The 21,157-nt window shown below is 42.5% G+C and carries 20 protein-coding genes and 1 tRNA gene; 17 read left to right on the top strand and 4 right to left on the bottom strand.

Annotation, left to right across the window (positions count from 1 at the left end):
* Positions 1–11: 11 nt before the first annotated feature.
* The 15 genes from prdD to IGI42_RS19745 all read left to right on the top strand — a co-directional run bounded on the left by prdD (position 12) and on the right by IGI42_RS19745 (position 16,522).
* Positions 12–749, top strand: a complete 738-nt coding sequence (prdD, locus tag IGI42_RS19815) for a proline reductase cluster protein PrdD (protein ID WP_438717758.1) — start codon at positions 12–14, stop codon at positions 747–749.
* Between the two features lie 26 nt (positions 750–775).
* Positions 776–1,255: a glycine/sarcosine/betaine reductase component B subunit gene (locus IGI42_RS19810; RefSeq protein ID WP_438717757.1), complete on the top strand. Its 480-nt coding sequence runs from the start codon at positions 776–778 to the stop codon at positions 1,253–1,255.
* A 150-nt stretch (positions 1,256–1,405) separates the two neighbouring features.
* A complete protein-coding gene (locus tag IGI42_RS19805) occupies positions 1,406–2,422 on the top strand; it encodes a proline racemase family protein (RefSeq protein WP_438717756.1) in 1,017 nt (338 codons plus the stop codon).
* A gap of 21 nt (positions 2,423–2,443) precedes the next feature.
* Complete coding sequence (locus IGI42_RS19800; RefSeq protein ID WP_438717755.1) at positions 2,444–3,319, top strand: permease; 876 nt, start codon at positions 2,444–2,446, stop codon at positions 3,317–3,319.
* A 77-nt stretch (positions 3,320–3,396) separates the two neighbouring features.
* Positions 3,397–4,287, top strand: a complete 891-nt coding sequence (locus IGI42_RS19795; RefSeq protein ID WP_438717754.1) for a TSUP family transporter — start codon at positions 3,397–3,399, stop codon at positions 4,285–4,287.
* A gap of 131 nt (positions 4,288–4,418) precedes the next feature.
* Positions 4,419–5,441 carry a selenide, water dikinase SelD gene (gene selD, locus IGI42_RS19790; RefSeq protein WP_438717753.1) on the top strand — a complete coding sequence of 341 codons (1,023 nt, stop codon included), beginning with the start codon at positions 4,419–4,421 and terminating at the stop codon, positions 5,439–5,441.
* A 207-nt stretch (positions 5,442–5,648) separates the two neighbouring features.
* Complete coding sequence (gene yedF / locus IGI42_RS19785) at positions 5,649–6,245, top strand: sulfurtransferase-like selenium metabolism protein YedF (protein ID WP_438717752.1); 597 nt, start codon at positions 5,649–5,651, stop codon at positions 6,243–6,245.
* 11 nt (positions 6,246–6,256) lie between these two features.
* Positions 6,257–6,523 (top strand): DUF3343 domain-containing protein, encoded by a 267-nt coding sequence (locus IGI42_RS19780; RefSeq protein WP_438717751.1) that lies wholly within the window; start codon positions 6,257–6,259, stop codon positions 6,521–6,523.
* Positions 6,524–8,425, top strand: coding sequence for a selenocysteine-specific translation elongation factor (gene selB / locus IGI42_RS19775; protein WP_438717750.1), 1,902 nt, complete (start codon positions 6,524–6,526; stop codon positions 8,423–8,425).
* Positions 8,426–8,427: 2 nt separating this feature from the next.
* Positions 8,428–9,564 carry an aminotransferase class V-fold PLP-dependent enzyme gene (locus IGI42_RS19770; protein ID WP_438717749.1) on the top strand — a complete coding sequence of 379 codons (1,137 nt, stop codon included), beginning with the start codon at positions 8,428–8,430 and terminating at the stop codon, positions 9,562–9,564.
* Between the two features lie 7 nt (positions 9,565–9,571).
* Positions 9,572–10,966, top strand: coding sequence for an L-seryl-tRNA(Sec) selenium transferase (gene selA, locus IGI42_RS19765; protein ID WP_438717748.1), 1,395 nt, complete (start codon positions 9,572–9,574; stop codon positions 10,964–10,966).
* Positions 10,967–11,260: 294 nt separating this feature from the next.
* Positions 11,261–11,626: a YxeA family protein gene (locus IGI42_RS19760; protein ID WP_438717747.1), complete on the top strand. Its 366-nt coding sequence runs from the start codon at positions 11,261–11,263 to the stop codon at positions 11,624–11,626.
* Complete coding sequence (locus IGI42_RS19755) at positions 11,626–12,378, top strand: ABC transporter ATP-binding protein (RefSeq protein ID WP_438717745.1); 753 nt, start codon at positions 11,626–11,628, stop codon at positions 12,376–12,378. The genes IGI42_RS19760 and IGI42_RS19755 overlap by 1 nt, the downstream gene beginning before the upstream one ends.
* A 13-nt stretch (positions 12,379–12,391) precedes the next feature.
* On the top strand, positions 12,392–14,200 hold the full coding sequence (locus IGI42_RS19750; RefSeq protein WP_438717744.1) for an ABC transporter permease: 1,809 nt from the start codon (positions 12,392–12,394) through the stop codon (positions 14,198–14,200).
* 258 nt (positions 14,201–14,458) lie between these two features.
* Positions 14,459–16,522, top strand: coding sequence for an LTA synthase family protein (locus tag IGI42_RS19745; protein WP_438717743.1), 2,064 nt, complete (start codon positions 14,459–14,461; stop codon positions 16,520–16,522).
* 198 nt (positions 16,523–16,720) lie between these two features.
* Here the strand turns inward: IGI42_RS19745 and IGI42_RS19740 are convergent.
* Positions 16,721–16,817 (bottom strand) — tRNA-Sec (locus IGI42_RS19740).
* Positions 16,818–17,522: 705 nt separating this feature from the next.
* Between IGI42_RS19740 and IGI42_RS19735 the strand changes: the two genes are divergently transcribed.
* A complete protein-coding gene (locus tag IGI42_RS19735) occupies positions 17,523–18,116 on the top strand; it encodes a type IV toxin-antitoxin system AbiEi family antitoxin domain-containing protein (RefSeq protein WP_438717742.1) in 594 nt (197 codons plus the stop codon).
* Between the two features lie 11 nt (positions 18,117–18,127).
* On the top strand, positions 18,128–18,967 hold the full coding sequence (locus tag IGI42_RS19730; protein ID WP_438717741.1) for a nucleotidyl transferase AbiEii/AbiGii toxin family protein: 840 nt from the start codon (positions 18,128–18,130) through the stop codon (positions 18,965–18,967).
* A 591-nt stretch (positions 18,968–19,558) separates the two neighbouring features.
* Here IGI42_RS19730 and IGI42_RS19725 read toward each other — a convergent pair.
* The 3 genes from IGI42_RS19725 to IGI42_RS19715 form a co-directional block, all read right to left on the bottom strand.
* On the bottom strand, positions 19,559–19,708 hold the full coding sequence (locus IGI42_RS19725) for a hypothetical protein (RefSeq protein WP_438717740.1): 150 nt from the start codon (positions 19,706–19,708) through the stop codon (positions 19,559–19,561).
* A 261-nt stretch (positions 19,709–19,969) separates the two neighbouring features.
* Positions 19,970–20,350 carry a PH domain-containing protein gene (locus IGI42_RS19720; protein WP_438717738.1) on the bottom strand — a complete coding sequence of 127 codons (381 nt, stop codon included), beginning with the start codon at positions 20,348–20,350 and terminating at the stop codon, positions 19,970–19,972.
* Between the two features lie 116 nt (positions 20,351–20,466).
* The gene (locus IGI42_RS19715; RefSeq protein ID WP_438717737.1) at positions 20,467–21,153 is read right to left on the bottom strand and encodes an ImmA/IrrE family metallo-endopeptidase; all 687 of its coding nucleotides are present in this window, start codon (positions 21,151–21,153) and stop codon (positions 20,467–20,469) included.
* Positions 21,154–21,157: the final 4 nt, after the last annotated feature.

Genomic DNA, 21,157 nt, shown 5'->3' with positions numbered 1-21,157 from the left:
TAGGTGAATTTATGCGAGGCGAAGCACTGAAAATCAGAGTTTTCCACATGGAGGAGGTCACAGTTGGTGATCACTTCCATGTGGAGGCCGATCGGTTAACGATTCCAGCCGACTTTGAGGCAGGCTGCCCCGAGATTCAGGAACTAACCATTCAAGTACTCCAACCCAATCAACTGGATATTGAAACCAATACCATCATGGATGTCCTGCCGATATCCACGAAGGTATTGGGGTCTTTGGGGACCGGGATCACCCATACCTTGACCGGCGTGGCAGTTGTCATGACCGGTGCGATTGAAGAAGGCGAACAGATGCATGAGTTCGGCTCTTCTGAAGGGAATTTGCGGGATCACCTGGTTTTGAATCGGGCAGGAACACCGAAAGAGAACGATTTCATTATATTAATTGACTTAGTGGCGAAAAAGGGCACTCCTTTTAATCGTGAGCTGAGTTTGAAAATGTTCGAAATCGTGGATCGCTATGTTCAAGAAATTCGGGAACGAATGAAGATGTTAGAAGGCACGCAGGCAGTTGAAACCCATGTGTATGAAGAAACCAATCATCCAGGAAAACCGAAAGTGGCCCTGGTGAAACAGGTGGCAGGACAAGGCGCCATGTATGACATGCTGCTGTTTCCTCACGAGCCCAGCGGATTTTCCGGCGGGGTATCGATCATTGACATGAACAACATGCCGGTGTATTTAACAGCCAATGAATATCGCGATGGTGCGATCCGTTCGATGGTTTAGTCTGAATTTTGTGAGGGGGAGATGTTATGGGAATCGGTCCATCAACGAAAGAGACTTCGCTGCATCATTTTCAGGACCCTTTGGTGGATTTGTTAGCCAACGACCCGGATATTGATTTTCAAGGGATAGTTGTTGTTGGTACACCCCAAAGTAATGTAATGAAACACTTGGTTGGTCGCAGGGTCGCAGCTTGGTTGGAAGGCATGCGCACAAACGGCGTGATCGCTTCTACCGACGGCTGGGGGAATTCTGACGTGGACTTTGCCAACATGCTGGAGGAAATCGGCCAGCGTGATATAAGCGTAATTGGTTTAAAGTTCATCGGTTCACAAGCGAGGTTTGTGGTGGAAAATGCCTATACAGAGCATGTTTTGGATTTTAATAAATCAGAAAAAGGCATTGAAACCGAAGTAGTTGGTGAAAACACGATCAATCAACGGGATGCAGCGAAGGCTTTAGCTTCAATCAAATTAAAGATGCGTAAAGAGAATCAAACACTTAGATAGTTGGGCAGCATAGCAAGCCTGACATGAAAACCGAACTAATTTTTCTGTGAAAATGACGTTCTTATTTGCTTTGAAAAAAGCAGAGCATGAGATGAAGATCAAGTGAGTTTTCCTGGAAAAATTATTTCCTTACCTATAAGGAGGATACACATGAAAGTATCAAAAATGATCTCAGCAATCGACACACATACAGCAGGTGAAGCAGCACGTTTGATTATTGGCGGAATTCCAAAATTTCCTGGTAAAACGATGGCTGAAAAAAGAGAATATTTAGAAACACAGCAGGACCAATTGCGTCAGATGCTGATGCTTGAACCACGGGGCCACCGGGACATGTTCGGTGCGTTTATTACCGAGCCGGTAAACGACGAAGCGGATTACGGTATTATTTTTATGGATTCCGGCGGTTACTTAAACATGTGCGGACACAATACGATCGCGGCCATGACTTCAGCTGTAGAACAGGGCTGGGTTGAGGTAAAAGAAGGCGATCGTGAAGTGAAGGTCGTTCAAGACACACCAGCAGGCATCGTGCGGGGTACCGTGCATTTAGATGAAGACTTTTCAGCAGAATCAGTTTCATTTGAAAATGTTGAATCCTTCCTATATAAAGAAGGCGTCAAAGTCAATGTGCCTGAAGTGGGCGAATTGACCATCGACATTTCATTTGGCGGTAGCTTCTTTGCGATTTTGCCAGCTGAACAATTGGACTTGAAGATTGAGCCTAAAAATGCCTCAGAATTCAATCGCTTGGGAATGATTATTCGTGATGCCGTCAATGAGCAAGTGGAAATTCAACATCCAACCTTGGAACACATTAAAACAGTGGACTTGGTGGAATTTTATGGACCGCCAACTAGTCCTGATGCAACGTATCAAAACGTGGTTGTCTTCGGGGATGGTCAGGTAGACCGTTCACCTTGCGGAACTGGTACAAGCGCAAAGCTTGCGACCTTATACGGCAAGGGCGAAATGAAGGTTGGCGATACGTTTGTTTACGAAAGTATTTTATGCACGAAATTCAAAGGTGAGATTGTTAGAGAAGCTGAAGTGGGTGGCTACAAAGGGATTATCCCTCGCGTATCTGGATCAGCTTATGTTACTGGGTATAACACATTTTTGGTTGATCCAAAAGACTCCTTGAAGGACGGATTTCTTCTAGGATAGAAATGAAGGAGGGGTAAGAATATGGTTACAGTTATTTTAGGAATATATGTTGTTTTGATTTTAATGCACGCAGTGAATATGGGGCGTGACTTAGTTGTCCATAAAGATGATTTGGGGCATGGAAACTGGATTGTTTCAGGGATTGTCGGATTTATTACTGACTTCTTGGATACACTTGGAATTGGGAGCTTTGCGCCGACTGCGATGCTGCTGGATTTCACGAAGCAATTATCCAATGACCGTTTATTGCCAGGAACACTGAACGTCGGGCATGGGATTCCGGTATTGGTTGAAGCGTTCATCTTCACTACAGTAGTAGATGTTTCGCCAGTAACGTTATTTTCATTGATCGCTTCTGCAACAGTGGGTGCGTTTATTGGTTCAAGATTAGTAACAGGCTTACCAGAAAAGAAAGTCCAACTTTGGATGGGCTGGGCGTTAATCGTTACTGCAGTATTAATGTTCGCGCGTCAACAGGGCTGGATCGATATCTTGGGTGCCGATAATACAGCGACTGCCTTAACTGGTATTAAGCTAGTCATTGGTGTAGTGATCAACTTCTTCTTAGGTGCGTTGATGACAATCGGTGTTGGTTTGTATGCACCATGTATGGCGATGGTTTACATGTTGGGACTAAGCCCATTAGTAGCTTTCCCAGTAATGATGGGTTCTTGTGCTGGTTTGATGCCGGTAGCAAGTATCAACTTTGTTAAGAAAGGGGACTATGCCCGTAAAGTAAGCTTGGCGATTACCATTGGTGGGATCGTTGGGGTAATTATTGCAGCGAAATTTGTTACAGGTTTGGACTTGGAAATTCTGACTTATATCATTATCGCTGTTATTATTTACACTGGGGTTACGTATATTCGTAAGAGTATGAGACCTGCAGCTGCATAGTATGTTATGATTAAGACTACTTGTTCTTCATTTTGGAGGGACGAGTGGTCTTTTTAAAAAAATTGGAGGAAGAGAAAATGGCACAACTCGCGATACAAATTGTTTTAGGCGTATTGGTTTTATTTGCAGTAATGCATATTGTTGTTTTAGGCAGAGACTTGGTCAAGCATAGGAACAATCTTGGCAGTGGGAATTGGATTATATCCATTATTATTGGTTTTGTTACCGACTTTCTTGATACATTGGGAATTGGGAGCTTTGCCCCTACAGCGATGCTGCTGGACACCACCAAGCAATTAGAAACCGATCGGCATCTACCTGGGACACTCAACGTTGGACATGCACTTTCATGTTTATTAGAAGGACTTATTTTTATCACAGTAGTGAATGTTGATCCGTTGACGTTGTTCTCTTTGATCGCAGCTTCGATTGTTGGATCATGGCTGGGCTCAAAGACTGTAACAAAATTACCAGAAAAAACTGTTCAATTTTGGATGGGGTGGGCGTTAATCGTCACCGCCATTTTAATGGCCTTGCGTTCATTGGGCTTGATTAACTTGTTAGGTGAAGGAAATACAGCCACTGGTTTATCTGGCGGATTGTTGATTGTTGGGATTATCGGTAACGGGATTTTCGGGGCTTTAATGACAATTGGTGTCGGATTGTATGCACCATGTATGGCAATGGTTTACATGCTGGGCTTGAGTCCTTTAGTAGCATTTCCAATTATGTCCGGTTCCTGCGGCGCCTTGATGCCAGTTGCAAGTTTGAACTTTATCAAAACTGGTGAATATTCTCGCAAAGTCAGTCTGGGGATTGCTTTAGGTGGGATCGTCGGTGTAATTATTGCGGCGAAATTCGTGACGAATCTGGATTTGACGATTCTTACATGGGTGATCATTGTAGTAGTTATTATTACAGGCATCACGTATATCCGTAAGAGCCGCAAACCAGCAGTTGCACAATAAAAAAATGGGAACTATTTACTCAAGCATCTTTGAGTAAATAGTTTTTTTATGGTACAGAAAAAGTTAGCCGCTTACATGGAGAACCAATAGGTAAACTGTTATAATAGAAAGTGCGGAGGTGGGATGAACAAATGGATACAATTGAACAATTAATTGTCTGCGGTGGCTGTAATGCCAAGATCGGTCCCGGCAATTTAGGAGAGTTATTAGCAGATTTGCCAAAATCAAGTAGTGAAAATTTACTGGTAGGATTTGATTCAACCGATGATGCGGCTGTTATTAAACTGCGAGATGATTTAGCGATTATTCAGACGTTGGATTTTTTTCCAACGATGGTGAATGATCCGTATTTATTTGGCAAAATTGCGGCAGCCAACGCCTTGAGTGATGTCTATGCGATGGGGGGCGAAGTGCTGTCAGCTTTAAATATAGTCGCCTTTCCGGAAGAAAAGGATTTGGCGATTTTAAAAGAAATTTTACGCGGGGGTGCGGAAAAGGTACTGGAAGCTGGCGCGATTTTGGCCGGCGGGCACTCGATCCACGACCACTCGGTAAAATATGGCTTGTCGGTGACGGGGACAATTGATCCGAACCGGATTTATCAAAATAATACTTGCCAGGCAGGGGATCATTTAGTACTGACTAAACCGTTGGGTGTAAGCATCATCACAGTTGGATACAGTGCTGGCGAGATTAGTGAAGAAGGATTCGTGAAGGCAACTGAAAGCATGCAGACCTTGAACAAATACGCGATGGATATTATTCGCAAGTACGAGATTCACGGTTGTACGGATGTGACTGGTTTTGGACTGGCAGGGCATTTGGCTGAGATGTTAAATGAGCAGTTTTCGGCGGAGATTCTGTCTAGTCAGCTGCCCTACTTTGAAGAAGCGTATGCGGGGGCCAAGGAATTTATTTTGACGGCCGGTGGTCAGCGCAATCGCAATTACATGGAAGAAAAGATGAATTTTGTGGTGGATGATTTTGCGATTGAAGAATTATTATTCGATCCGCAAACTTCTGGTGGTCTTTTGGTGAGTGTGCCAGTAGATCAGGTGGAAGCCTTGGTGAAAGAACTGCAAGCAGCTGGGATACCCGCCCAGGATTTCGGTGTGGTGACTGAGCGTGGTGAGAAAGATATAATCGTGCAATAGTGCCAGTTCTACTTTTCGCAATACGTAAAGGATCGAGATTCAAGAAAATATTTTTAAATCAGGACTTGTCACGAGCCACTTAGTAGAATGGTATGCGCAACGAAAATAAGCCTTATTTTACAGAGAAAATAATTACCTTAATAAGAGATAGCTGCCAGTACTGTTTTTGGCAGAAACTAAACAAGAAGTATTTGGAGGAAAAGGATTATGTATAAAATCAATGCAATTGGCAAGGCTTGTCCGTTACCAGTAATTGAAACGAAAAAAGCCTTAAAAGAAAATGATGCGGTGGAAACGTTAGTAGATAATGAAATTGCTACCCAGAATCTGAAAAAAATGGCGGATCAATTGGGCTACATTTATCAAATGGAACCAATCGGTGATGATTACAAGGTGACTATCGCAAAAGGCAATCAGGATTTGGTGGAAATGGCTGATCCGGAAATGGTGGAAGAAGTCGTGACCACCGAAGATTATATCGTGGTAGTGGATACGAATGTGATGGGGCGCGGTTCGGATGAATTGGGTAAAAATCTGTTGAAGATGTTTATCTACTCCCTGACTGAACAGGATGTGTTGCCGAAGCAGGTAATTTTCTACAACGGCGGGGTTTCGTTAGTGACCAAAGATTCGGATTCGTTGGAGGACTTGCAAATGCTGGCAGATCAAGGTGTGGAAATTTATGCCTGCGGCGCTTGCTTGAATTTCTTTGAATTAACGGAAAAAGTGGCGATTGGTGAGATCACCAACATGTACCGCATTGTGGAAATGATGCGCCAAGCACCAAAAGTGGTGAAACCATAAAGGAGCCGACTATGCAAACCTATGGAGTAACTCTTTTTTACTCAACCCACGAAGCCATGAAAGCGGAAAAACTAGCCAAGGAAGCCCAACTGAAGGTGCGAATTATCCCGACACCGGAGAAAATTCACGCCAGTTGCGGCTTTTCTTTAAAGTTCGAACTGGCAGAAGAAGGTCAGCTACGAGAACTTTTAAAAGAGGGAAATGTGAAATCAGAAGGCTTTTATCATGTGACTCGTGTTGGGTTGAAAACAGACTATGAATTAAGAGAGGACCTTTAAATGGCAAATATTGTAATCGGGACAGCAGGACATATTGACCATGGCAAAACCACCTTAATTAAGGCCCTAACTGGGATCGAAACCGACACCACCAAGGAAGAAAAAAAGCGGGGCATGTCGATTAATTTAGGCTTCGCTTATTTGGATTTGCCCAATCAGCAGCGTGTGGGGATCGTGGATGTGCCCGGTCATGAAAAGTTTATTAAAAATATGGTGGCTGGTTTGCCGGGGATTAACTTGGTGCTGTTGGTGATTGATGCCGCCGAAGGGATCATGCCCCAAACCAAGGAGCACATTGATATTTTAACCTTGCTGGGGATTCAGGATTTTCTAGTGGTGCTGACCAAGGTGGACACCGTCGATCCGGATCTGAAGGAATTAGTAGTGGAAGATATTCGCGAGCAGCTTTCGGATACGCCGCTGGCTGAGGTAGACATTATCGAAACCGACGCAGTGAGCGGAACTGGGATTGAGGAATTGCGGCAGGCGATCCAGACGCGTTCGGAGGAACTAACGGAAAAAAGCAGCAACGGGATTGCCCGTTTGAACATTGACCGGGTCTTTAGTGTGAAGGGCTTTGGCACGGTAATTACCGGAACCTTGCTGGACGGCACGATTCACACCGGCGACGAATTGTTTGTCTATCCTAGCGGCAAAAAAGTGCGGGTCAGAAATATTCAGGTTCACGAACAGGATGTGGCGCAGGCTCAGGCGGGGCAGCGGACGGCATTGAATTTGGCAAATATTGGTAAAGACGAGCTGGAGCGGGGAGATGTTTTGTCGGCTTCGGCTAATTTGCAGCCAACGTGGATGCTGGATGTGAAGGTGAAATGTCTGCCAGAAGTTGAAACAGGTATTGGTCTGTGGGATCGGGTTCGTTTGTTGATTGGAACCCGAGAAGTCATGGCGCGGACAGTACCACTGGGCACGGAATGGATTGAGCCGGGAACAGAAGGCTTTTTGCAGCTGCGCTTGGAGGATCAGGTGGCGGTGAAGGATCGGGATCATTTTATTTTGCGTTCTTACTCGCCGATGCACACGATTGCTGGGGGCGAAGTGCTGGATGCGGCGCCAACTAAGCATCGTCGTTTCAAGGTAGAAATTTTGGAAAGCTTGAAAGCCAAGGAAGCCGGCAGTATTGAAGAAATTATTCTTGATTTTATGACTAATAAGAAACAGCCGTTTACCACCTTGAAGGAATTGCATGAATATTTAGGGCAGTCAGCGGAAGAATTGAGTCCGTTGCTGACGGAAATGGTAGAGAATCAGCAAGTGATCGAAACCAAGTCCGGCTATTTGGCAGAAACCAGTTATCAAGCTTTGCAGGATAAAGCGTTGACGGTGTTAAATGAATACCATAAGAAACATCGTCTGCGACTTGGGATGCCGGTAGAAGAGTTTCGTTCCCGGATGCGGGATCAGCTGGCAGAAAAAGAATTATCGGCGTTGATTCGTTTGCTGAAGGAAAACGGGACGATCAAGGAGCAGCAGGATAAATTGGCTGCGGCAGACTTTGAGGTGACCTTTAACAAATATCAACAGGCCGCCAAGGAAAAAATCGAAAATACGTTAGCGAAAAACGGCTACACGCCGGTGAAAAAAGAAGAGCTGTATCATCTAGATAAAAATGCTGAAGAGGTGTTGGAGTCGTTGAATGGCGACACGGTGATTTTCTTGACTCATGAGTATGTGTTGTTGGCAAAAGTATATTGGCAGGCAGTTCAACAGGCCCGAAAAACAATTGCGGCAAACCAGCAGATGACCTTAGGGGATTTCCGGGACATGACCAATTCCAGTCGGAAGTCCTCGATGCTGATTTTGGAATACATGGACAAGCAGGAAATTACCAAACGGGTGGAAAACTATCGGGTCCTAGGAGCATCAACAGAAACGGGGGAATAGCATTGAGTTTCTATTTTGATAATGGCGCGACGACAATTCACAAGCCAAAAGTGGTGGCGGAAAAAGTGGCGGAGGTATTGAGTGCTAACAGCTATGGTAATCCTTCTCGTGGGGCGCATTTATATTCTTTGCAGGCCTATCAAGTGGTGGCAGATGCACGGGAATCGCTGAAAAAGCTGTTTCAGGCAACGGATAAATATGAAGTAGCTTTTACCAATAATGCGACGGTGGCTTTGAACGAAGTGTTAAAAGGTGTGATTCAGCCAGGGGATCACGTGCTGACCACCAGTTGGGAACATAATTCGGTGCTGCGGCCTTTGTATCAATTGGCAGAGGCAGGAGCAACGCTGGATTTTGTCAGCAGTGATGCGGTGACTGGGCGTTTGAACTATTTGGAATTCGAAGAAAAGTTGCGTCCGGAAACGAAGGTGGTGGTCTGCAACCATGCCAGTAATGTGACGGGTAATGTGTTGGACTTGGACTGGGTGAAGGCTTTTTGCCGACGCTACGACTTATTGTTGATTTTGGATATTTCTCAAACGGCAGGGGTTTTGCCGATTGATTTGAGTGACGAGAAGATTGCGGCAGTTTGTTTTACGGGGCATAAATCCTTGTATGGACCACAGGGAACCGGCGGCGTTTGTGTTCGTAAAGATGTTGATATCGAACCAGTGTTAACCGGCGGTGATGGGATGCGTTCGTTTTCCAAAACACAGCCGAAGGAATTACCGACGTTGTTGGAAGCCGGAACGGTAAATGTGCCGGGAATCGCTGGCCTTGGAGCGGCAGTTGAATGGGGGATGGAAAATCCTGTGTCGGGCCAGGAAGAATTAGGTCAGTATTTTGTGGAGCAGTTGAATGAAATGCCGGAGGTTACTTTGTATGGTGATTTTGAAGGAGCGCGAGTTAATGTGTTCTCTTTGAATATCGCGGATGCCGATTCGGCGTTGGTGAGTGATTTGCTGTGGGCGGATTACGAAATTGCGACGCGACCGGGTTATCATTGTGCCCCTTTGATGCATGAAGCGTTGGGGACGGCAGAACGGGGAACAGTTCGTTTCTCCTTTTCCAGATTTACCACCCAAGAGGAAGTCGATCAAGTCCTGCGTGCCTTGCGGGCATTGACGGAAGGAAAGTAGGAAAATTATGGCAGAAAAAATTCAGGGACTTTTGGCGAATTTGCCAGCAGTGGATGTCCTTTTAAAACGTCCAGCGATAGAAGTATTAGTGGAGAAGTATCCCCGAGGAGCAGTGAAGGCGGCGATTCAGGAAACACTAAGTTCGATTCGCCAAGAAGTGCTGCAGGAAAAACGCAAAAAATTACCGGAACTGGCGGAATTGGAGCAAATGATCTCCCAGCAATTAGTAGAGCATCAATTTTCACTGCGACGAGTGATTAACGGTACTGGCACAGTGATCCATACGAATTTAGGCCGCTCTTCTTTAAGCTCACGGGTGAAGCAGCAGGTGGAAGACATTAGTTTCCATTATTCCAATTTAGAGTTTGATTTGGAAACGGGCATCCGGGGCTCTCGCTACAGTCATTTGGTGGAAATTATCAAAGAGCTGACCGGCGCAGAGGATGTTCTAGTGGTGAACAATAATGCGGCGGCGGTCCTGCTTGTTTTGAGTACCTTGATCAAAGACCAAGAAGTTTTGGTTTCTCGCGGTGAGTTGGTGGAAATCGGTGGGGCTTTTCGCATTCCCGATGTGGTGACTTCCAGTGGTGGAAAAATTATCGAAGTTGGAACCACTAATAAAACCCACTTGAAGGACTACCAGCAGGCCATAACCGAAGAAACTGGCGGAATATTGAAGGTCCATACCAGCAACTATCGAATTGTCGGTTTTACGGAAAGTGTTTCGTTGGCGGAACTTTCGGAGTTGGCCCATCAAGCGGGATTGCCGTTGATTAATGATTTAGGTAGCGGCTTGTTTATTGATATGCGGCAATTTGGATTGCCTTATGAGCCGACAGTGAAAGAAGCGTTGGAGCAGGGATGTGACGTGGTGACCTTCAGTGGCGACAAGCTGTTGGGGGGCCCGCAAGCCGGCATCATTGTTGGGAAAAAGGCTTATATCGAGAAAATGAAGCAAAATCAATTATTGCGAGCATTGCGAATCGACAAGATGACCTTGAGTGCATTAGAAGCGACTTTCGAATTGTATTTAGACCCAGCGCAAGCGGTGAAGGAAATTCCAGTGTTGCACATGCTGTCTTTAGATGAAGAAGCGTGTCGTCAAAAAGCTGAAAGTTTAGCGGCGGAGTTAAAAGAAGTCGCAGACGAGCTATCTATAATGGTAAAAAAAGACGCTAGTGCGGTAGGTGGCGGCTCATATCCGGAACATTTACTGCCAACCTATGTGGTGGCTTTAAAATCAGATAAGTTCTCAGCAGAAGAGGTACAGCAAAAACTGCGGGAAAGCCGAGTACCGATTATCAGCCGCATTAAAAGTCAGGCTAATTATTTGGATGTGCGCACGATTGATGAGAAAGAATCCCCAATAATTGTGGCAGCGGTCAAGACTTTGGCAGAATAAAAATGTGAGACTCAAATGAAGGAGTGAATTTCTTTGTTTGGGTCTTTTTTTGTGCACTCATAAAAATTGAACGACGGCGGGCTTTGAAAACTAGCTTTGTCGGCATTAAGCGAAACTTGGGAGAAACTTGAAGAGCAGTTTCTCCTAAGTTTAGTCTTAATGCTCCAAAGCTGAGCGGGTTTTCAAAGCCCTTGATATGACAAAACTGTTAGTTCGTTGTTTCCTGGTTCGATGGAGCAGTCAGCTGGATCAGCCTATACTTACCTTAACGATAAAACAAAGGAGCGAATGGAATTGAAAAAAATTGTAATAGGTTTAGTCACATTAATTGTTATCGGCGTTGCCAGCTTAAAAATAGCCGATATCGTAGTAATGGGTGGTGACAGTTATTACGTTCAGGTAACTACCGATGGCCAAAAGCAAACAGAGCGGGATGATCAAGGTCAAAACTATGTAAATTACGACTATGTACTGCCAGGCTACGATCAAAACGGTGAAGAAAAGGACATGGATTTTTCGTCAATGAAAAACCGACCACTTCGTAAAGATGCCTTTCTAAAAATCACCTGGAATAAAAATAAGGGTGTGACCTCTTATGAAGAGGTTCAGAAAAAAGACGTACCGAAAAAAGCCCAAGAAAAATTACAGGAGGTTCACTAATGGAAACCATTGTATCAATTCAGGATGTCAAAAAAGTATATGGCAAGAAAAATGAAAAGAAAACCGAAGCATTGAAGGGAATCTCCTTTGAAGTTGAAAAAGGAGAATTTATCGGCATCATGGGTGCCTCGGGTTCAGGGAAATCTACGCTGCTGAATCTGTTGTCTACCTTGGACCGTCCCACAAATGGCCGGATCGAGATTAATCAAAAGGACGTAGCAAAGTTAAAGGGCAATCAGCTGGCAGATTTTCGCGGTAAGGAAATTGGCTTTATTTTTCAAGATTTCAATTTGCTGGAAAATATGACCGCAGCTGAGAATATTGCCGTCCCGTTGTCCCTGCAAGGTGCAAAGCCTAAAGTAATTAAACAAAAGGTGCAGCAGGTGGCGCAGCGTTTATCCATTGACCATATTTTAGATAGTTATCCTTCGGCGATTTCCGGCGGACAAAAACAGCGAGTGGCAGCAGCTCGTGCGCTGGTGACTCAACCGACAATTTTATTAGGGGATGAACCGACGGGGGCTTTGGACTCAAAAAGTGCCAAAGATTTGTTGGATACAATGGAAGAATTAAATCAACGAGATCAAGTGTCGATTTTACTAGTGACCCATGATCCGTTGTCTGCCAGCTATTGCCAACGCATTCTTTTCATTAAAGATGGTGTCATTCATCAGGAAATTACGCGGGATCAGCAAAGTCGGGAAGGTTTTTATCGGGAGATTTTAAATACATTAGGAACACTGGAACAATAGAAGGAGGTTGTGTATGTTAGTCAAATTATCATTAGCCGGCGTGAAAAGTCGCCTGCGAGATTATTTAGTCCTGTTTTCTGGCTTGGTCATGGCTGCCGCCATCTTTTATATGTTCCAGTCGATGGCCAGCAATGAAACGTTTTTGAAAAGCAATTCTTTCATTTCTTCCATCGTGATTATTTTCTATTTTGGCACAGTGCTGCTTTCTATCATTACTTTAGTTTATATATTCTATGCCAATTCTTTTTTGATGGCGATGCGGCAGAAGGATTATGGCATGTTCATGATGTTGGGAGCAAAAACCGGGAAAATCGCACAAATGATTTTTGTGGAAACCTTTTTTATTGGGATTTTAGCGACACTGTGCGGATCAGTACTTGGTCTAGGCTTATCCTCAGTAGTGAATCATCTATTGACCACTAAGCTGGCTATTCAAGTGCAGCACTTTTCGCCGGTGAATGAGAAAGCTTTTTTAGTCACAGTTATTTTCTTTGCGGTGCTGTTTCTAATCGCAGCAGTCGCAAATGCTTCATCGATTGCCAAAAAGCCGCTTTTGACTTTGCTGCGGGAAAATTCAACGCCAGTGCAGGTGAAGCGTCGAAAAATTGGTTTGTTGTTTGAAGCAATTGTTGGAGTAATTTTTCTTGGTTTAGGCTATCTGATGATGGACATGTTGATGACTCTGCAGCTATTCGGTATTGCCGGAGCACTGGTGACGATTGTTTTAGGTACCTATTTTGTCTTTCATTCAGTGATTGTCTTTATTTTATCACTATTAAAAAAAGTCGATACCATTGCTTTGAAGCGGTTGAATAATTTTACGCTGTCACAATTGAGTTTTCGTATGCAGGAATACACGCGTATTTTGTCGATGGTGGCAATGCTGGTAGCCTTAGCTTTAGGGGCATTGACGGTAGGATTAGGCTTCCGTAACGAAATTCCTAAAATGGCCGATGCAGTAGCACCCTATGATTTGGTATTAAATAATTCACAAAAAGTGGATCAGCAGAAGGTCGCTGATTTGCGTCCGACATCTAATGCGACCTATCAATTTAAAGAAGATGCGGACAATATTTATTACGTGACCGACGAGTTTGATCAAGAACCGATCACAACGGTGGAATATCAAACTAACGGAAAGACGGCTAAGAAAACCTACACTGGTCAAGAGATGCAAGAGAATATTACTACGCAGGATGCCATTCGCAGTGTAGAGCTGCCGGATCAGCAGAGCAAGGAAATTCACCTCGTTTCAGCGACTGATTTTGCTGCTCTTGATTTACCAATTGGGCAGCTGCAAGTCGTCCAAGTGAAAGATTTCCAAGATCAACTTAAATCGATCCAAGCCTTAGCGAAGGAAAATGAGCAAAATAACCCTTCTGCTGTCGGCATCGAAGGTATGGGCATGTCGGGGCAAAAAGCTTCCGCTTACGAAATGTACAATATCTTCTTTTCTGGTTTGGAATTTATGGGCTTCTTCTTAGGTCTAGCCTTCTTGACGATGCTAGCTAGCTGCTTGATGTTCAAAATCTTATCAGGTGCCCACAGTGATGTGCAACGCTACCGAATGTTAAGTAAAATCGGAACGCGTCAAGAATTATTGAAGCAATCGATTCGCCGTGAAATTGGCGTGCTGTTTTTAGGACCTGGTTTATTGGGGATGATTCATGTACTGTTTGGGTTACAAATGTTCAGCGCCTTTTTAAGCGAACCGTACCATCAGCTTTGGGTGCCATTTGGAATCTTTTTCCTATTGTACTTCATGTATTATGCCGTTACCGTTTGGATGTATACACACTTAGTTTTGGAACAGCAGGGATAACTCCTTGCTGTTTTTTGTTATTTTATGCTTTCTAAACGTAATTATGAAAAAAGTGAGATAAATTGTTAAAGGATTATAAGCGACCGATTGACGTGAGTAGTTATTTTGTCGCATTTTTGCGACAGTAGACATCTGCGGTGCGGGGAATTAGGGAATAAACCATAAACTTCCTAAATTATTTATCAGAAGTATCTGTTTTTTTATCAAAAGGTCTATAGTTTACACTGGAGAATTTAATAGTAGAAAGAAGTGGTTCCGATGGACCGAATAAAACGGGGGATAACCAGTCGCTGGGGAATCCTGTTGACTGCAAGTCTTTTGTTTTGGGCAAAGACAATGTTGGCTTACCATCTAGATTTTTCGTTGGGGGTAAAAGGATCGGTTCAGACTTTTATTTTATGGATTAATCCGATTGCTACAACTACCCTGATTTTTGGGATTTTCCTTTATATTAAAAAGCTTAAGCCGGCCTTGATTACGTTGTTTGTGTTAGATGTTTTGAACACGTTGCTTCTATATTTGAACATCATTTTTTATCGGGAGTTTACCGATTTTGTGACGATTAAGTCAGTGCTGGGATTTTCGAAAGTATCTGAGGGCATCTCTGGCAGTTCCTTTGCCTTGATGAGTGGGCATGACATTTTTTACTGGCTGGATATTTTGGTATTTTTGGGCGTATTGCTTTGGTTATTTGTTAAAAAAGTGTCAGTAGCTAGTCGACCAGTGAAGAAACCGACGGCTGTTGCTATGACGGCCTTATCGGTGTTGTTTTTCACCGTGAATTTATCCTTAAGTGAAGCCAATCGTCCGCAGTTGTTGCAACGGACCTTTGACCGGTCTTATATTGTGAAATATTTAGGGTTGGATGCTTTTACTGTTTACGATGGGATTACTACTGAAATGGCCAATAGTGTGCGGGCGCATGCTTCCAGCAATGGCTTGGATGAAGTGAAGCAATACACCGACAGCCATTATGCGGCGCCGAACCCTAATTTGTTCGGCGTGGCAAAAAGTAAAAACGTGATCGTGATTCATTTGGAAAGTTTCCAGCAATTTTTGATTGGCATGAAAGTAGACGGTCAAGAGGTTACGCCATTTTTGAACAGTCTTTATAGCGACAAGCAGACACTAGCTTTCGACAATTTCTTCCATGAAGTCGGGCAAGGAAAAACCAGTGATGCGGAAAATATGCTGGAAACCGGCACGTATGGTTTACCTCAGGGGTCTTTGTTCACGCAACTAGGTTCCGACAACGTATTCCAAGGTGCACCAGCGATTTTGAATCAATCAGCAGGTTATACAAGTGCCGTTTTTCATGGGAATGTTGGCAGCTTTTGGAATCGAGACCATGTCTACAAAAATTTAGGCTACCAAAATTTCTTTGATCGTTCCTATTTTGATGAGTCTGACGAAAGTTTGGGCTATGGGATTTTGGATAAGGATATGCTGCGAGAATCCGTTGGGCATTTGGAGCATTTGCAGCAGCCGTTTTATGCCAAGTTCTTAACCGTTACTAATCACACACCCTATTATACCGATGACACGAATTTCGATTTCCCATCTTTGAATACGGGGAACAGTGTGGTGGATGATTATGTACGAACCGCTCATTATTTGGACGAATCGCTGCAGCAGTTCTTTACTTATTTGAAGAATGCGGGTATTTATCAAAACTCGATCTTCATGATTTACGGGGACCATTTTGGCATTTCTGATACCAACAACAAAGATTTGGCACAGGCGTTAGGCAAAGATCCGGCGACTTGGAGCAAATTTGACAATGCTCAGATGCAGCGGGTGCCCATGATGTTCCACATTCCCGGTTTTGAAAATGGCGGGATCCAACACCAATACGGCGGCGAAATTGATGCCTTGCCAACGTTGCTGCATTTAGTAGGAATTGACGACAAAAACTATATCCATTTTGGAACGGATTTACTTTCACCGCAGCATAATCAAGTGATTGCCTTTCGAAATGGTGATTATGTTACACCCCAGTACACAGAATTAGGTGGACAGACTTATGACAATCAAACTGGGCAGGTGATTGATCCTTCAGCTGCTGGTTTAGTCGACCAAGTGGCACAGGATCAAAAACAAGTCAAAACCGAATTGTCCTTGTCTGACAAATTGAACCAAGAAAACCTGCTACGCTTCTACACGCCGCAAGACTTTACGCCAGTGGATGCCAAAAAATATGACTACCACAATTTGGATGATAAGAACGCAGCCATCGAAAAAGAAAAAGGGCAAAAATCAACCAGTGTTTACTCCCAAAACGGGAATCAAACAACGGCGGATTTGTACCCGACTGATCCGTAAGAAAGGCTTCATAAACTCGCTCAGCTTTGGAGCATTAAGACGAACATTGGGAGAAACTTGAGGAACAGTTTCTCCCGATGTTTGCTTAATGCCGACAAAGCTAGTTTGCTAAGCTGGACATGGAACAATGGATTAATCAGCTTTTTTGCACAAAAAAAGATGAACTTTAAGTAAAGTCCATCGCAGAATAGGCATAATTGGCGGGAATGTGTGGGAATCGAACCCACCCAAGAAGCTACTAACTCCTCATACTGGTTTTGAAGACCAGAGGGCACACCAGAACCCATCCACTCCCGAAACAAGATAATCTTATCATTCTTTCCAATTGCAAGCAACCGTTTTTATAACTAAAAGAAGATTTGTTGCCAAGTGAAGTAAGTATAAGTATTTCACAATTAAAAAGCTTGTAAGAGTAGGTAACGATGTCCGGCTTCCCAAACTAGCTTGCCAGTTCCACTTTTAACAGTTTAAAAAAGCTGGTTTATCAGATAATCAGTCATTAACGAGTATTAAGTTTGAACCGTTTAGTGGAAATGGTATGTGTACGAGAATAAAGTGAATTTTTGCAGAAAATTCACTACCACATTAAGGAGCTAACTTTGTCGGCAATAAGCGAAAATTTGGATAAACTTGAGGAACAGTTTATCCAAATTTTAGTCTTAATGCTCCAAAGCTGTGCGAGTTTGCGAAGACTTTCTTAATGAACGATAGCCCTCTCTGATAAGAGAAGGCACGATAGACATATTAAACATCCATGCTTACACCGTCAATTTTGTTACGTCTTTCTTTTTTGAGTACAGGTATTGTTTTAAAGTGGAAATTAGTTACTCTTTATCTGCTTCATACTTTGGTTAGGTCAATCAAAGGTTGTTTAGTCTCAAAGACCCTGTTGTCCCGCTAAAACGTTTGATGCTGATGATGCCACCTTTACTTTGTTAACGAATAAACGTATAATTATTATAAAGTTCAGTTATTACGTATACAAAAAGGTGGGATCAGTATGAAGAAAACAGTATACGATTTGTTGAAAAAGTACAATGGAACGTTGATTTTAAAGGATGCCACTGCTGCAGGAGTTTCGAGAGTGACGCTTAAACGAATGGTGGACAATAGGGAAATCGAACGGGAATACCCAGGTGTTTATACGCTGCCCGGACAATTCGCAGACGAATTGCTGGTGGCGCAAGCAAAATTTGACAAAGGGATTATTTCCCACGCTACGGCCTTGGATCTATATGATTTATCCGATGATATTCCTAAAAAAATCCATTTAACGGTACCTTATAATTACCATATTTCTGCCGAAAGTTTGAAGAAGTATGCTGTTGAAGTACACTATACTAAGCCAGAGTGGTACGCAGTTGGAAAAACAGTAACCCAAAGTTATGTCGGCAACCCAATTATCGCCTACGATATGGAACGAACGCTTTGCGACATTTGGAATCCGTGGAGCAAAAGTAGTGAAGAGATAAAGATTAAAAGTTTGCAGGGATATATGACTAAAAAAGAGCGGGACCTGAACAAACTTAGCAGATATAGGAAAATTATTCCAACCTCGGATGAGATGAAGTACTATATTAAGTCATTGGTATAAGGGGATTAGTGATGACACCAACACAATTGAAGGCAAAGGTAAGGAATTTAGCGAGGGAAAAAGAGTTGAATCCTCAACTTGTCCTTCGTTATTATATGATGGAGAAGTTTCTAGAAGAAATTTCTGAATCTGAATTTAGAGATAATTTTGTCTTAAAAGGCGGATTCTTGATTGGTTCGAAATATGGTATTGAAAACCGGACAACTAAGGATATAGATACTACAATCAGAAATCTGAAATTAACCAGAAAAACACTTGAAGCTGTTTTAAAGCGGATATTTTCTAAAACTACAAAGGACGGAATTAGATTTGAAATTGTTTCTATTAAAGAAACCCGAGAAGCTGATTTTTACCCAGGCTTTAGACTAAATATCTTGGCACACTTGGAAAAAATGACAACTGACTTCAAGGTAGATATTACTACAGGTGATTCTATCTATCCTAATATAGTAACAACCGAACATAAACTTCTTTTTGAAAATAAAACAATCCAGATTGCTGCCTACCCAACCGAACAAATCTTGGCTGAGAAACTAAGTACTACTTTCGGCTTTTTAGATGTAAATAGTCGCGCCAAAGATTTTTATGATTTGTACAAAATTCCTAAAATGGAACCTCTAGACATGGTGAAAGTGAAAAACAGCGTTCGAAATACATTTACTAAGCGCGGGAGACCGGAGCCTTTAAAAAAATACTATGAAGAAGGCATGGAAATTATCAAGAACAGTATAGACCTGCGGCGTTCCTGGGAGGCTTATCAAAAAGACAACATCTACACAATTGATATTTCCTATCAGGATACGGTGGAATCAATTGATAGGTTGATGAAGGATATTATCAATGTAGAGTGAAACCACCGATGAACCAATGTCTGTCGATATCCGTTTCCCCAAAAGTGGTTTTGTTGGTACTAAGAGAAAATTGGTAAAAACTTAAGGAGCAGTTTCTCCAAAGTTTAATCTTAGTGCGCAAGGTTGCGGAGCCTTTCCTTCCTAATTCACCTATAAAATGAACGATAGCCCTCTCTGTTAAGAGAAGGCTATCTAACTAATCAATATTTATATCTTAAAGTTTGAGGGTGTTGACTATTACTAAAAATTAACTATTTCTCGTTTAAACGATGTATTCCCAAATCCTTCTAATACATCCTTGTAACCCTTTAGTTACGCCAGATTGATTAAATTTCATCAAAATGAGTTAAAGTTGTCGCATAAAAATATCTTTCGTATAGTTATAGTATAGCATACTTTTAGATTTTGGGGAAATTTTGATATCCGATTTCCTTGAATTTACGCCATATTTATGAAAATTCAAACTATTTCTGAAAAAATATCAATTTTTTGACTTGAATATGTAAAAAAGCAAAACAAAAGGCATCTACCGTTGACTTACAGTAGATGCCTTTACAGCGAACTGGAACCGTTCATTTAGGATGGCACTCCTTATGCGATTTTTTTCAATTCTTGTACTGCTTGTTCGATCGTCACGCCAGTAGCAAATTGGTCTGCATTATCTTGATTGATAACAACAAAGACGTTCAAATCTGTATCTAGCGTTACACGATATTTTAATTCTGTGTTATAGAATGTCATATTTATTCTCCTTTCTTGGTAGTAACGAAAGGCAACTATCACGTTGATAACGAAATTCCATTAGTTATTATAGCACAAATGGATTACGTTGACCAATTTGTTGCCTTGGTGGGAGGTCTCCCATGACTTCAGTATAATGAGTCTGTTTGTTTATAAGATGGAGTTTGTGTAAATTGTTTGTAAACATGGACTGTTTGATTGTTTAGTAAAAAAGCTAGCAACCGGCTCGTAACAAAACGAGTCGGTTGCTAGCTTAATTGGTTATTTCATCACAGCAGCGGCCAATGCTTGCTGGACTTTGACAATATTTTTATCTTTTCTAAATTGCAAGGTTTCAGCCGGTTCTAAAGCACTTGAAACCCAAATCTTCAGTTCGGCATCTAAGTCAAAATGACCAGAAGTTTCGACACTGAAACGGGAAATGCTCTTGTAAGGATAGCTTTTGTATTCCGTCTTTTTGCCCGTCATCCCTTGTTTATCGACAATAATCAAGCGATAATCGGTGAAGACAATCAAATCTCTTACTAATACAAACGCCAAGTCAACTGTCTCACCAGGTACCAATACATCTTCTAAATCTTTATCGGCTTTTGCTTGTTTTACTTCAGAGGCGTTGCCCATTAATCCATCAAATAATCCCATGCTGTCTCCCTCTTTTCTGTCCGTTTTTTTTATAAATCTATCGTAATTATAAAGCTTGTCAAAACCAAGTTAACGATGTCCTACTTCATAAGCCTGCTCAGCTTTGTGAAGCCTTTCTAAGAAACACACAACGCCTCATAAAAAGGGTTGGTGTAAATGATCTTTCTTTCCAGATTAGCACCTAAATCCTTCATTAGCGTTTCACCGGTGTAGCCAAATTGATTCAAAATTTTAAAGCTGGTTTTGCTGGCAGCTTCGTAAGAGGCACTGAATTCTGCTTGCATCGTCTGAATCAACCGCAGCTTCAAGGCCGTTTCCGAAATACCAAACTCTTGTGAGATATCCGCCGGTTTTTTTCCTTGCTTTAATACATGAATAAAAACAGGATCAGGCAAAAGTATCGCAGCTGCGCCAATATTGGCCTGGAATTCCACCAAAGAATGGTGATCATAAGTGGTCAAAGTCTGCTTGGTATCATAATAATAAGGGGTTTCATTATCCAAATGATACAAATAGTGAACCAGCTCATGGGAAATCGTAAAATTGACGCGATTCTGGTTCATGTACTTATTATACGTGATAGTCGTTTCGTTTTCATCCTTCACTATCATACCAGAAAGAGCTTGCCGCGCTTTTCCTTCAAAGTGAAATCCACGGATTTTTACCTTTTCCCCCATGATACATTGCCAAATGTCTTCGTGGTTATAGTTTTCGACGTTCATGCTTAATCCTAGCATGGTTGCCGAAAGATATTCGTTAATTTTTGTAGAAAACTGAAGGTATTCCTCTAATTCGCCTGACATGCAA

The sequence above is a fragment of the Enterococcus sp. AZ109 genome, assembly GCF_051714625.1.
Lineage (GTDB): Bacteria > Bacillota > Bacilli > Lactobacillales > Enterococcaceae > Enterococcus_A.
The sequence above is the reverse complement of the archived record's forward strand: the minus strand, read 5'-3'. Positions and strand labels throughout refer to the sequence as shown.

Coding starts and splice junctions, on each gene's coding strand:
- prdD (WP_438717758.1), top strand. CDS start 12: ATGCGAGGCGAAGCACTGAAAATCAGAGTTTTCCACATGGAGGAGGTC.
- IGI42_RS19810 (WP_438717757.1), top strand. CDS start 776: ATGGGAATCGGTCCATCAACGAAAGAGACTTCGCTGCATCATTTTCAG.
- IGI42_RS19805 (WP_438717756.1), top strand. CDS start 1,406: ATGAAAGTATCAAAAATGATCTCAGCAATCGACACACATACAGCAGGT.
- IGI42_RS19800 (WP_438717755.1), top strand. CDS start 2,444: ATGGTTACAGTTATTTTAGGAATATATGTTGTTTTGATTTTAATGCAC.
- IGI42_RS19795 (WP_438717754.1), top strand. CDS start 3,397: ATGGCACAACTCGCGATACAAATTGTTTTAGGCGTATTGGTTTTATTT.
- selD (WP_438717753.1), top strand. CDS start 4,419: ATGGATACAATTGAACAATTAATTGTCTGCGGTGGCTGTAATGCCAAG.
- yedF (WP_438717752.1), top strand. CDS start 5,649: ATGTATAAAATCAATGCAATTGGCAAGGCTTGTCCGTTACCAGTAATT.
- IGI42_RS19780 (WP_438717751.1), top strand. CDS start 6,257: ATGCAAACCTATGGAGTAACTCTTTTTTACTCAACCCACGAAGCCATG.
- selB (WP_438717750.1), top strand. CDS start 6,524: ATGGCAAATATTGTAATCGGGACAGCAGGACATATTGACCATGGCAAA.
- selA (WP_438717748.1), top strand. CDS start 9,572: ATGGCAGAAAAAATTCAGGGACTTTTGGCGAATTTGCCAGCAGTGGAT.
- IGI42_RS19755 (WP_438717745.1), top strand. CDS start 11,626: ATGGAAACCATTGTATCAATTCAGGATGTCAAAAAAGTATATGGCAAG.
- IGI42_RS19750 (WP_438717744.1), top strand. CDS start 12,392: ATGTTAGTCAAATTATCATTAGCCGGCGTGAAAAGTCGCCTGCGAGAT.
- IGI42_RS19745 (WP_438717743.1), top strand. CDS start 14,459: ATGGACCGAATAAAACGGGGGATAACCAGTCGCTGGGGAATCCTGTTG.
- IGI42_RS19735 (WP_438717742.1), top strand. CDS start 17,523: ATGAAGAAAACAGTATACGATTTGTTGAAAAAGTACAATGGAACGTTG.
- IGI42_RS19730 (WP_438717741.1), top strand. CDS start 18,128: ATGACACCAACACAATTGAAGGCAAAGGTAAGGAATTTAGCGAGGGAA.
- IGI42_RS19725 (WP_438717740.1), bottom strand. CDS start 19,708: ATGACATTCTATAACACAGAATTAAAATATCGTGTAACGCTAGATACA.
- IGI42_RS19720 (WP_438717738.1), bottom strand. CDS start 20,350: ATGGGATTATTTGATGGATTAATGGGCAACGCCTCTGAAGTAAAACAA.
- IGI42_RS19715 (WP_438717737.1), bottom strand. CDS start 21,153: ATGTCAGGCGAATTAGAGGAATACCTTCAGTTTTCTACAAAAATTAAC.